This window comes from Providencia sp. 6390, assembly GCF_058148425.1.
Genome location: NZ_JBYVYL010000011.1, coordinates 133,026 through 145,355, shown reverse-complemented (window position 1 = coordinate 145,355; position 12,330 = coordinate 133,026). Strand labels below are relative to the sequence as shown.

General features: G+C 42.9%; 10 protein-coding genes. 9 read left to right on the top strand and 1 reads right to left on the bottom strand.

Annotated elements, in window-relative coordinates; genetic code table 11:
* Positions 1–5: 5 nt before the first annotated feature.
* From hdeA to AC3Z9T_RS19620, 3 genes are all read left to right on the top strand, one after another.
* Positions 6–314: an acid-activated periplasmic chaperone HdeA gene (gene hdeA / locus AC3Z9T_RS19630; protein WP_490127771.1), complete on the top strand. Its 309-nt coding sequence runs from the start codon at positions 6–8 to the stop codon at positions 312–314.
* 262 nt (positions 315–576) lie between these two features.
* Positions 577–2,625, top strand: coding sequence for a TonB-dependent receptor domain-containing protein (locus AC3Z9T_RS19625; protein ID WP_490127770.1), 2,049 nt, complete (start codon positions 577–579; stop codon positions 2,623–2,625).
* Between the two features lie 66 nt (positions 2,626–2,691).
* Complete coding sequence (locus tag AC3Z9T_RS19620; protein WP_490127769.1) at positions 2,692–3,570, top strand: alpha/beta hydrolase; 879 nt, start codon at positions 2,692–2,694, stop codon at positions 3,568–3,570.
* Positions 3,571–3,597: 27 nt separating this feature from the next.
* On the opposite strand, the gene AC3Z9T_RS19615 is transcribed toward AC3Z9T_RS19620, so the two are convergent.
* Complete coding sequence (locus AC3Z9T_RS19615; RefSeq protein WP_490127768.1) at positions 3,598–4,533, bottom strand: LysR substrate-binding domain-containing protein; 936 nt, start codon at positions 4,531–4,533, stop codon at positions 3,598–3,600.
* Between the two features lie 586 nt (positions 4,534–5,119).
* On the opposite strand from AC3Z9T_RS19615, the gene AC3Z9T_RS19610 reads away from it, so the two are divergent.
* The 6 genes from AC3Z9T_RS19610 (at position 5,120) to AC3Z9T_RS19585 (ending at position 12,308) form a co-directional block, all read left to right on the top strand.
* Positions 5,120–5,716, top strand: coding sequence for an ankyrin repeat domain-containing protein (locus AC3Z9T_RS19610; RefSeq protein ID WP_490127767.1), 597 nt, complete (start codon positions 5,120–5,122; stop codon positions 5,714–5,716).
* Positions 5,717–5,734: 18 nt separating this feature from the next.
* Positions 5,735–6,658, top strand: a complete 924-nt coding sequence (locus AC3Z9T_RS19605) for an oxamate carbamoyltransferase subunit AllH family protein (protein ID WP_490127766.1) — start codon at positions 5,735–5,737, stop codon at positions 6,656–6,658.
* Positions 6,648–8,198: an acyl-CoA synthetase FdrA gene (gene fdrA / locus AC3Z9T_RS19600; protein ID WP_490127765.1), complete on the top strand. Its 1,551-nt coding sequence runs from the start codon at positions 6,648–6,650 to the stop codon at positions 8,196–8,198. Before AC3Z9T_RS19605 ends, fdrA begins: the two co-directional genes overlap by 11 nt.
* Positions 8,198–9,613: a YlbE family protein gene (locus tag AC3Z9T_RS19595; protein ID WP_490127764.1), complete on the top strand. Its 1,416-nt coding sequence runs from the start codon at positions 8,198–8,200 to the stop codon at positions 9,611–9,613. Before fdrA ends, AC3Z9T_RS19595 begins: the two co-directional genes overlap by 1 nt.
* A 110-nt stretch (positions 9,614–9,723) precedes the next feature.
* Positions 9,724–11,286 carry a xanthine permease gene (locus AC3Z9T_RS19590; protein WP_490127763.1) on the top strand — a complete coding sequence of 521 codons (1,563 nt, stop codon included), beginning with the start codon at positions 9,724–9,726 and terminating at the stop codon, positions 11,284–11,286.
* Between the two features lie 71 nt (positions 11,287–11,357).
* Positions 11,358–12,308, top strand: coding sequence for a carbamate kinase family protein (locus tag AC3Z9T_RS19585; RefSeq protein ID WP_490127762.1), 951 nt, complete (start codon positions 11,358–11,360; stop codon positions 12,306–12,308).
* Positions 12,309–12,330 lie beyond the last annotated feature (22 nt).

The following is a 12,330-nucleotide window of genomic DNA, read 5'->3' as shown; positions in this document are numbered from 1 at the left end:
GTGGAATGATGAAAAAATATTTTATTATCGGTGCAGTTATTACCTCATTAGCGAGTATGTCTGCAATGGCAGCGGATAAGAAAGGTGAAGCTAAGCCTGTTACAGAGTGGACTTGTGAAGAATTTTTAGCTATCGACGATAATTTCTATCCAACGGCGGTAGGCGTTGGTGAATTACTGACCAAGAAAGATAAAGTCGAAGATGCCGTACTCGATGTTGACGGTATCCAAACCATCACACCTTTAGTGATCGATGCCTGTAAGAAAGATGGCAAAGCCAACTTTGTGGAACAAGTTAAGAAAGCCAAAAAATAAAGCTTTTCAGTGTGCGTAGCCATTGGCTACGCATTTTAGCTATCGCACATGTTCTGACCATACAACGCCACGCTGTTAATTTACTTCAGTATCCTTGTTAGTGCTGATTTATTGCCTTGTCTTATTACTGTTAATTCTCTCTTAAATTCACTTCAATTAGCCAATCGCGTATTTATTTTTAGCATATATCGGTGGTAGTATTCGCATACAATATGATTATCAATCTCATTTACATTTAGATTCGCGTTTACTAAGGGATACTATGTCAACTCACTGCCACTACACACGATTAGCGGCTGCTGTTATCGCCGCTACAACCTCTTTTAATGCTCTCGCTCAAGAAGATGCAGATAAAATGATTGTCACTGCGTCAGGCTATTCACAACAATTACGTGATGCCCCTGCCAGTATTACTGTAATCACCAAAGAACAACTGCAAAATAAACCCGTTCGTGACCTTGCTGATGCCGTCAAAGATGTTGAAGGTGTGAGTGTTGTAGGGAGCCCTGATAAACAGGATATTAATATTCGTGGGTTACCGGGCGAGTACACGCTAATATTAGTCGATGGGCGTCGCCAAAATAGCCGTGAATCACGCCCAAATGGCAGTGGTGGATTCGAAGCAGGCTTTATGCCGCCAGTTGAAGCTATTGAACGTATTGAAGTGATCCGCGGCCCAATGTCTTCCTTATATGGTTCTGATGCCATGGGTGGGGTGATTAATATTATCACTAAAAAAGTCACCAATGAGTGGCATGGTAATGTCGCTATGGGCGGCATTTTGCAAGAAAATAGTGATAGTGGTAACTCGACCGACGGCAATTTCTACCTTTCAGGCCCGCTGATTAAAGATAAATTAGGGTTACAATTATATGGCGGTGGCGATTATCGCCAAGAAGATCACATTCTTGAAGGGCACCAAAAACGTGACAACCGTAGCCTGACCGCGAAGTTGACCTTTACCCCATTGGAAAATCAAACCTTCTTACTTGAAGCAGGAAGAACGACTCAAGAAAGAGATGCAACGCCGGGTAAATCAATTGATGACTACGAAATTCGTGGTGGCTTAAAACAAGATAATAGCAAATCAGAAATACATAACGACCGCAATCATATGGCATTGACCTATAAAGGTGATTGGGATGTTGTCAAAACTGAACTCAGCGTTTATCAAGAACAAACTAAACGTAAAACCAAATCACAAAAACGCGATGAAACAAGCGGTCAATGGGTTGGCGGCTATGAAGAACGCGTTCCTGAGATCACCAATACTGTGGTTGATGGCAAGGTGGTTGCCTTTTTGCCTGACAACGTGCTAACTGTTGGTGGTCAATTCCAGCATGCTAAACTGAAAGATAGCTCACTGATCGCACCAAAAGTGATGGAAAAAACGTCCATGTCTGCAGATCAACACGCTTTGTTTGTTGAAGATGAATTCACTGCGACAGATAACCTGATTTTAACTGGCGGCTTGCGTTTAGATCACCATGAGACCTATGGCAATCATTGGAATCCAAGGGGCTATGCCATCTATTATCTGACTGATGAAATCACCATCAAGGGTGGTGTTTCACAGGCTTTCCGTGCGCCAACTTTGCGTGAAATCAGCGCAGGTTACGGGACATCGACCCAAGGCGGTAAAGGGATCATTTATGGTAATCCCGATTTGAAGCCCGAGAAAAGCCTGAACGAAGAAATCAGCATCGCTTATGACCATGCCTCTGGGTTTAATGCCAGCCTGACTTTCTTTAATACTGACTTTAAAAACAAGTTAACCAGCTATGCAACGGGTGAAGTGGAATCAGGAACTAACTTTAATATCTACAAATATGACAATGTGGGTAAAGCGAATATTAAAGGTATTGAAGTTGCAACAGGGATCCCTCTCGCGGAAGATTGGAAATTAAGTCTGAATTACACCTATGTCGACTCCAAACGTGAAAGTGATGACGAAAAATTGTCTAGCGGGCAATCGCTCAAAGGTTATCCATTGGATAAAACGCCAAAACATACTGCGAATGCCAAGTTAGATTGGCAATACAGTGATGATCTAAACCTATACACCCGAGCGCACTATGAAGGTGAACAAGTTTGGGCATCACAACGTAATGGCTATACCAAACCACGTTACCGTAGCGGTTATACCACTATGGATGTTGGGATGACTTATCAGTTATTGGCAAATACTAAGCTCAATTTAGCGGTACTGAATATCGCCGATGAAAAAGGTCCTAAAATCGATAAGCAAGGTGGTAACTGGGATGTTGAAGACGGTCGCCGTTATTGGGCGAATGTTAATGTCAGTTTTTAATCTATTTTAACCTTTAAAAGCAGGTATCATCTGATATCTGCTTTTCTGTATGCTGTCTATCTGAATATGATAAGTAAATTAATTATTTCTGGTTTATTACTCACCATGACCCTATCCACAGCTTTTGCTCGCCCATCACAAACACCTCCTCCGTTGGATGAGCAAGTCAGCCAATTTTATGATGTCCAGCATCATGATATGGAAAATACCCATAGTACTCAGGGGGCACGCGGCTATCGCATTTTTAGTGCCGTACCACATGGCGCGGGTAACACACGGTCTGTGCTCTATATGCTTGATGGAAATGGTTTATTTCCATTAGTCGTCAATCGTGCCATCCAAAAGCTTCCTACAGATAAACTGCCCGTTATTATTGGCATTGGTTATCCGATTGATGAAGCATTCCCTAAACAACTACGTGATTATGACTATACCCCGCGTGTTTCAGGTGATGACTTCCAACAAGGCGGCGGTTCTGAAGAGCTGTATCAGTTTATTGATAGTCAAATTCGCCCTTGGGCAGAGCAAACTTTCACTTTTGATAAACAAAAACAAACGCTGTTTGGACATTCATTTGGCGGTTTGTTTACTTTGATGGCTTATCAAAATCACCCCAATGCATTCAATGCATTTGTCTCTGCCAGCCCATCATTGTGGTGGGGTAAAGGTGAGATGATTGATTTGCCTAAGCTTACTCAGCCACAAAAGGCATCACCACTATTTATCACTTTAGGTGGTTTAGAAGAGAAACCTGATTTATCAAGACTGAGTGAAGAGCAAATCAAACACTACCAATCTCGTTCCAGCTGGATTGGAGCGCGACAATTGTGTACTGAAATTGATAGCCACGGGCGCATGTGTCAATTTACCTTATTCCCTGATAAAAACCACGGTAGCGCCATTCCAGATGCCATCAATAAAGCATTGGAGGTTGCCGTACAGTAACTGGAATAACATGAGCCCATCATTGCATCATTGATTGATGGGTTTCAAAATATCACTGTACAACTTAGTTAACATGCCACTTGCAGCAAACTCTTTACGGATCCATTGTGTGACTAGCCCCGTCGCAGAGTGTTGAGTGGCTAATAACATATGTGAGTCTTGCCGTGGATTTTGGATCTGTTTAGTCACTAACAAACCACTTTTTACATGCTCTTTCACAAGATAGTCAGGCAAGAAACCGATCCCCTCCCCTAAAATCTGACATTGGCATTTAGTATTAAAATCAGGAACCTGTATTGCTTCCTGCCCATGTAGTAACCAACCCACACGCTTATTTATCGTATGTGCCGTGTCTTCCACCATGATGTTTGGATATAACCGTAGCTGGCTTTCCGCAATCGGCTCTGGCATCAATGCGAGTGGATGAGTTGCGGCAATGGCAAATTGCCAATGAATAGCACCGATTTCTTCATAATCAATACCGCCACCATCCATTAACGTGCCCGGAGCACCAATAGCAATATCAGAATGGTTATTAATAATGGCATCCCATACGCCATTATAGACCTCTGTAGTGACGGTGATCTGGCAAGTAGGAAACTGCTTTTTGAGAATTTGCAGTAATTTAGCGGTGTGATACGGAGTATACAGCAGTTGATTGATGCAAATACGCACCCGAGCCTCTATCCCCTGCTCTATTGAATAAATACTCTTTTTAATTAGATGGAAGTTGTTCAGCAAGTCTGTTGCTTTGCGATAAAAATAATAGCCCGCTTCTGTTAATTCAATATTACGAGTATCTCGAATAAATAAAGCGACATCGAGGTAGGTTTCAATGCGTTTGATGGTATAACTGACTGCTGAAGTGGTAATACCCAATTCTTCAGCGGCTTTGCTAAAACTCGCGTATTTTGCGGCTGTCGTGTAGGTCAGTAAATTTTCTTCAGTAAAGATCGAGTTCATACTGTTGGCCCAAATTGGAGAAAAAACAATCAAAAATAATAGGTTCTGTGAATTATATTTAATAACCGCTAAATCAGAGCGGTTTATCTACCCTATTTGTTAGATTAGCAGAAATAGGCCGGCATACCGAGCCATAAATAATGGATGACATTTTTCGCCTAATTTTGCCTGCAAAAAAATCAACATAAACAGTAAACCCATTAATATTACTGGGGTTAATACTAAAAATAAAATAAGGCGGCATTCTGATCTCGATCAATCAATTTACATTTTTAACCGTTATGAAACGCTTAATTTGATGGCCGTCACAAAATCAACTAAATCATTTTTCCACTCCACCATTGGACAATATTTTTTGATTATTTTGCTGATTTTTTAGCCAAAAAACATCAAAAATGGCTAAAAAATAATGCTTACCCGCACAAAAAATCATAATTATTGAATTAAACTCAACAATAGCGCTCACTATTGATGAATTAAATTTAAATGGATTCTATTTCTATTAAGCGCTTGCTATGCTGAGTTCATCATAAATATCAGACTCGTTTTTATATCTTGGGTGTAACAACCTTAACAGGGGAAAATCATGACAATCGATCAGGAATTTTTATCCGCCGCAGAGCAAGGCAATCTAGACATATTAAAAGGCTGCCTTGAAAAAGGGGTTAATATTGATATTACCAACCGCCAAGGGCGTACTGCTATTATCAATGCCAGCCTGAATAAACATTATGAGTGCGTTAAGTTTCTGATTAATGCGGGCGCTGATATTAATAAGCAAGATCAAACCTGTTTTAACCCATTTTTATTAAGCTGCTTAAATAATGATTTAACATTATTACGCATCGTACTTCCAGCACAACCAAATTTAGATTTATTAACCCGTTTTGGTGGCGTGGGTATCACCCCAGCAAGTGAAAAAGGCCACGTTGAAATCGTCCGTGAGCTGCTGGAAAAAACAGAAATTAATGTTAACCACACGAACTTTGTCGGCTGGACACCACTGCTTGAAGCCATCGTGCTCAATGATGGTGGAGAGAAGCAACAGCAAATCGTCAAACTGCTGCTCGACCATGGCGCAAACCCGCATATGACCGATAAATACGGTAAAAAACCATTAGAGTTAGCACGTGAAAAAGGCTATCACGAAATTGCTGAATTACTGGTGGCAGCTGGCGCATAAAGCATCACAAGGAGGCTTGTGAATACGATCAAGACTCAACGACAACAACTGTATGGTATCTCGGCTGATGTAGCATTTCTGCAATTGTTAGATCAGCCTGCTTTTTCAGGCACAGTAGAGCAGATATTTCATAAAGCACTCAATATTGCTGTAGGCGATACATTGTTTACTTTATTGAGTACTGAATTAGATAATGCCCCAAACAGTTGTCGAATATTACACAATGATTTTACTCAGTTAAATTTACGAGAGGGTGATCGGGTTTATTTTTCTGAACAAATTATTTATTTGGCTGACCATTATTTTCTGTCTTTTTCTTTTTGTCAAAAATGGCAACCAAAAGAAGTTTGCTTTAATAAAAATAAAATAAACCAAAAACAATATCTTTCGTTTTTAACAAGTAAGGTAAACATCATTGATAACCTTCTAAAAACAGAAGGGAATTCACTATTTAGTTATTGCGGAGATAATTTATTTTATTTAGCTGCATCTGAAAAATTAAATTTATTGCGAACTGAATTAATTGATTCATTACTGAAACAGCAATATCAAAAACTACCCAACATTATTAAGCAGTTTATTGGATTAGGTATTGGTTTAACGCCATCCGGAGATGATTATTTGGTGGGGTTAATGGCGTTTTTATTACTCAAGCATCATCCTTTGCAACACCTTGAATGCCAGTTTCAACAAGGAATTGATGACGCACGTGAAATAACCACTAAAGTCAGCGCCATTACCTTAGAGAAAGCCATTAATCATCAATACCGAGAAAACATATTACAGCTACTGCAAATGTTAGTTGCAGCAAGCAAAAAAGATATTTATCCACAGTTTCGTCAGATTTTAGATATCGGGTCTAGTTCAGGCAGCGACATGCTATTTGGCATTCGTGATGCTTTGTATCTTACCCATTATTTTGGAGAAAGGTATGTCGACTAAAGTTGTCATCAAAAAGAATACGTATTTTGATTCCGTATCACTGATGTCTATCTCCACAAAAGCAAATCAACTCGATAATGTCGAGCAAGCCTTTGTGGCAATGGCAACAGAAATGAATAAGGGGGTACTGAGAAATTTAGGGCTATTAACCCCTGAATTAGAGGACGCTAAAAATGGCGATTTGATGATCATCATTAAAGGCAGCAGTGATGAAGCCAACGAAGCGACTTTAATTGCCATTGAAGAACTCTTTAATAAGAAAAACCAAGGTGGTTCAGCGCACGAAGCCAAGTACGCCACCATCAATTCAGCTCATACGCATATTCCTGAAAGCAACTTAGCGGTTATTTCAGTGAATGGCCAATTTGCTGCTCGCGAAGCGCGTATTGCCCTTGAAAACGACCTTAACGTCATGTTGTTCTCTGATAACGTTTCCATCGATGATGAGCTCGCACTCAAGCAACTTGCTAGTCGTAAAGGCTTATTGATGATGGGACCCGACTGCGGAACCGCCATTATTAATGGTGCCGCACTCTGCTTCGGTAACAACGTTCGCCGTGGCAGTATTGGTATTATTGGGGCATCTGGAACCGGTAGCCAAGAACTTAGCGTACGTATTCATGAATTTGGCGCTGGTGTTTCACAGCTGATCGGAACAGGTGGACGTGATCTGAGCGAGAAGATCGGCGGGATCATGATGATTGATGCGCTGAAAATGCTCGATGCAGATGATGAAACCAAGGTTATCGCTTTAATTTCTAAGCCACCAGCACCTGCTGTTGCCAAAAAAGTGTTAGAACAAGCCGAAAAATGCCATAAACCCGTTGTTGTTTGCTTCCTAGGCAGTCAACCGATCCCAGAAGATAAAGCTGGGCTCAGTTTTGCACAAAATACCAAAGAGGCAGCATTAAAAGCCGTTCTACTAACGGGTATTAAAAAAGAAAATCTCAATCTGCACTCTTTAAATTGGCCGTTAATTGAAGAGGTACGTGCAAAACTTTCTCCTCAGCAAAAATATATTCGTGGCCTATTCTGTGGCGGAACTTTATGTGATGAAGCCATGTTCGCGGCCCTCGAAAAATATGATGATGTTTACAGCAACATTCAACCTAACCCTGACTATCGCCTCAAAGATTTGAATCGCAGCATCGCTCACACTTTCCTTGATTTTGGCGACGATGATTTTACTAACGGCAAGCCACACCCAATGATCGACCCAACCAACCGTATCGAACGCCTGTTACAAGAAGCACGTGATCCTGAAGTGGGTGTGATCGTAATGGATTTTGTACTCGGTTATGGCTCTCACGAGGATCCAGTTGGTGTAATGATCGAAGCCATCAAAGCCGCAAAAGAAATCGCGAAACAAGATGGCCGCGAACTAGAAATTTTAGGGTATGTGTTAGGTACAGACCAAGACACACCATCAATGGATGTACAGGTAAAAATGTTAACCGATGCAGGGGTGATTTGGGCGAGTAGTAGCACCAACACGGGTTTGTTAGCACGTGAATTTGTCTGGAAAGGGGAGAACGCATAATGACTTCATTATTTAAACAGCCATTGAATGTGATTAACGTCGGCATCGAAATGTTCAGCGATGACCTGAAAAAACAACATATTCCTGTCACACATTTAAATTGGACTCCTCCTGGGCAAGGCAATGTTGCCGTGATCCACGCGCTAGACAAAATTGAAAGTAATGCAGCATTACAGGAAAAAATTGCCGCCGCTAATGCGCAAGCGCTTGAACGTATTATTCAATCACAACCTGTATTAGTCGGTTATGACCAAGCGATTAATGTCGTACCGGGTATGACCAAAAACACCATACTGCACGCTGGCCCTCCAGTGGCATGGCAAGACATGTGTGGCGCAATGAAAGGAGCGGTCACAGGTGCCTTGGTATTCGAAGGCTTAGCCAAAGACCTAGCTGATGCAGAGCGCGTTGCCGCTTCAGGTGAAATTATTTTCTCTCCTTGCCATGAACATGATTGCGTAGGCTCGATGGCAGGTGTCACTTCAGCCTCCATGTTCATGCATATCGTAGAAAATAAAACCTATGGTAACCGCGCTTTCACTAACCTCAGTGAGCAAATGGCGAAAATTTTACGTATGGGTGCCAACGACCAAAGCGTTATCGACCGTTTGAATTGGATGCGTGATGTATTAGGCCCAATGCTACGTGATGCCATGAAACTCGCGGGTGAAATCGACTTACGCCTTATGTTAGCCCAAGCACTACATATGGGCGATGAATGCCACAACCGCAATAACGCGGGTACCACCTTACTGATCCAAGCACTAACCCCATATATTATTCAAACAGATTTTACTGTCGCACAGCAAAAAGACGTGTTTGATTTTGTGGCAAGTAGTGACTACTTCTCAGGTCCAACATGGATGGCCATGTGTAAAGCTGCCATGGATGCCGCGCATGGCATCGAATACAGTACCGTTGTCACAACGATGGCACGTAATGGCTTTGAATTCGGCTTACGTATCAGCGGTCTACCGGGTCAATGGTTCACTGGCCCGTCACAGCAAGTTATCGGCCCAATGTTTGCAGGCTATAAACCTGAGGATTCAGGGCTCGATATTGGTGACTCGGCAATCACGGAAACTTATGGCATTGGTGGCTTTGCGATGGCAACCGCGCCAGCGATTGTGGCACTTGTCGGCGGAACCGTCGAAGAAGCCGTTGATTTTTCAAGACAAATGCGTGAAATCACCTTAGGTGAAAACCCGAATGTCACCATTCCATTGCTTGGGTTTATGGGTATCCCAACGGCGATTGATATTACTAAAGTAGCCGCCAGCGGTATCCTTCCGGTCATCAATACGGCCATCGCTCATAAAGATGCTGGTATTGGCATGATTGGTGCAGGTATTGTTCATCCACCGTTTGATTGCTTTGAAAAAGCGATGTTAGCGTACGCAGAAAAATACGCTTAGTCAGCAATAAGTGCCCAGTTTCGGCTGGGCACTCTATAATAACAATTTTTTACCAAGGGCTTTTAATTGTTTGACTGCACACGCGGTCTCTTCCTTGAAGGATACATTCCATGAGTATAATGAAACTAAAATGGAAACGTGGTGACTGGGCAGCCTACTTTGGGCTGATGACCAATAACTTAACCAACCTGCTCACCATGATGGGGTTACTGATCTTTGTGGTCGGCATCCCAAAAGAGATTGTTTATGGACGTATTGCCCCCGCTTTTGGTTTTGCCGTATTACTCGCCAGTATCAGCTACGCCTATTTTGGACAGCAACTGGCTAAACAAACCGGACGCGATGATGTTACTGCCCTGCCATCTGGCCCAAGTGCACCGTCTATCTTTACGGTGACCTTTTTGGTCATCATGCCCGTTTACCAAACCACGCAAAATGCTGAGTTTGCTATCCAAATCGCGTTAGTTTGGTGTTTTGTTGAATCGATGATCCTTGTCGGTGGTTCATTTCTTGGTGAAACCATCCGTAAAATGATCCCGCGTACCGTATTGCTCTCCTGTCTGTCTGGGCTAGGTTTGCTATTACTGGCAATGAACCCAATGCTGCAAGCTTTTGAAGCACCAACGGTTTCATTTATTGTTTTACTGCTGATCTTTATTAACTGGTTTGGTAAAAAACCTATTTTCGCTCGCATCCCAACGGGTTTGTTACTGCTAATAGCAGGTACTGCACTGGCATGGATTTCGGGCCTACAAAGCCCTGAAGCAATTAAAGCCTCTATGTCATCATTTGGGTTTAACCCACCAGGTATTCATATTGATAGCTTCTTACAAGGCTTGCCACACGCACTACCTTACCTTGCATCTGCGGTTCCATTAGGCTTAGCAAACTATATTTTTGACCTTGAGAACATTGAAAGTGCTCACGCAGCAGGCGATGAATACAATACCCGTAAAGTCATGCTAGCCAACGGATTATCATCCACTGTCGGTTGTTTTATGGGTAACCCATTCCCTGTCACTGTGTATGTGGGTCACGCAGGCTGGAAAGCGATGGGAGCGAGTATTGGTTATACGTTAGCTTCTGGTATCACCATGTTTATCGTGCCATTGTTTGGATTGGGCGCGTTCATGTTAGCCATCATCCCAATGACCGCGATTGTGCCGATCCTTGTGTTTATCGGTGTCGTTACCGCCAATCAGGTGGTTCGAGAAACACCGAAAATTGAAGTACCGGTTATCTTTATCTGTCTGTTCCCTTGGATTGCTAACTGGGCACTCACTATGATGAACAGCATGATGGGGGCGGCAGGAACCTCTGCGGCACAGATCGGCGCTGATGTTTTACTCAGCAAAGGGGTCTACTATCAAGGTTTGGTACACCTCGGCAATGGAGCACCGCTCGCCAGTATGCTTTGGGGCTGTATCGCTATCTTCGCTATCCTCAATCAACCTCTGCGTGGTGCTATCGCCGCGGCTGTCGGTGCGTTATTAGTGTTCTTTGGAATAATTCACTCCCCAATGGTAGGAATTGCACAGGGATCTGCCTTGATGTTTGTGTACGCTTACCTCATGATGGCGGGCTTGTTTGTCATGAAGTACTTTTTGGATAAAGGCAAATCTGTAGAACAACAACAACCTGAAAAAGCTGAAAAAATCAGTAAATCAGCGTAATGCCACTAACCTCCGATTGTTGGTGCGCCTAGCGCACCAACGCTTACTCTCTGTATCAGGACACATTAACAATGAAAGAACTCGTGGTTGTTGCCATCGGGGGCAACAGTATTATCAAAGATAACAACAGCCAATCTATTGAGTCTCAAGAAAAAGCGGTGCAAGAAGTCGCATCACATGTCTGCGACATGTTAGAAGGCAACTACAATATCGTGCTTACCCACGGCAATGGCCCGCAAGTTGGTTTAGATCTGCGTCGGGCAGAAATCGCCCACTCAGTGGAAGGCTTACCATTAACGCCGTTAGCCAACTGTGTAGCTGACACCCAAGGCGGTATTGGCTACTTAGTGCAGCAGGCACTCACTAATGCCTTAGCATCGCGCGATCAGCGCCAAGCGGTAACAGTGGTGACTCAAGTTGAAGTGGATAAAAACGACCCCAACTTCCGTTCACCAACCAAACCTATTGGGGCATTTTTTAGTTTAGAGCAAGCCGAAGAGCTGAAAAAAGCCAACCCTGATTGGCATTTTGTGGAAGATTCAGGTCGAGGCTACCGCCGCGTTGTTGCTTCTCCGGAGCCAAAAACGGTTATCGAATCAGCAGCCATTCGTACATTGAGTGACAATGATTATGTGGTAATTGCCGCGGGTGGCGGTGGGATCCCCGTGATCAGTAACGGTCGTGGCGGCTATCAAAGTGTTGATGCTGTTATCGATAAAGACTTATCTACCACTTTGTTAGCAAAAGAGCTACAAGCTGATATTTTGATCATCACCACAGGGGTTGAAAAAGTGTGTATTCACTTTGGAAAACCTGAACAACAGACACTCGGCGAAACCACCACCACGGCAATGCAGCAATATATGCAGGAAGGCCACTTCCCAGCAGGCAGTATGTTGCCAAAAATTGAAGCTAGCCTGTCATTTATCGCCAATGGCGGCAAACGCGTGATCATCACTACACCTGAAAAGTTACCGCAAGCACTACGTGGTGAAACAGGTACGCATATCATTCAAGGTTAATCATTTATTCCATCAGGTTACC

Coding starts and splice junctions, on each gene's coding strand:
- AC3Z9T_RS19615 (WP_490127768.1), bottom strand. CDS start 4,533: ATGAACTCGATCTTTACTGAAGAAAATTTACTGACCTACACGACAGCC.
- AC3Z9T_RS19625 (WP_490127770.1), top strand. CDS start 577: ATGTCAACTCACTGCCACTACACACGATTAGCGGCTGCTGTTATCGCC.
- fdrA (WP_490127765.1), top strand. CDS start 6,648: ATGTCGACTAAAGTTGTCATCAAAAAGAATACGTATTTTGATTCCGTA.
- AC3Z9T_RS19595 (WP_490127764.1), top strand. CDS start 8,198: ATGACTTCATTATTTAAACAGCCATTGAATGTGATTAACGTCGGCATC.
- AC3Z9T_RS19590 (WP_490127763.1), top strand. CDS start 9,724: ATGAGTATAATGAAACTAAAATGGAAACGTGGTGACTGGGCAGCCTAC.
- AC3Z9T_RS19585 (WP_490127762.1), top strand. CDS start 11,358: ATGAAAGAACTCGTGGTTGTTGCCATCGGGGGCAACAGTATTATCAAA.
- hdeA (WP_490127771.1), top strand. CDS start 6: ATGATGAAAAAATATTTTATTATCGGTGCAGTTATTACCTCATTAGCG.
- AC3Z9T_RS19610 (WP_490127767.1), top strand. CDS start 5,120: ATGACAATCGATCAGGAATTTTTATCCGCCGCAGAGCAAGGCAATCTA.
- AC3Z9T_RS19620 (WP_490127769.1), top strand. CDS start 2,692: ATGATAAGTAAATTAATTATTTCTGGTTTATTACTCACCATGACCCTA.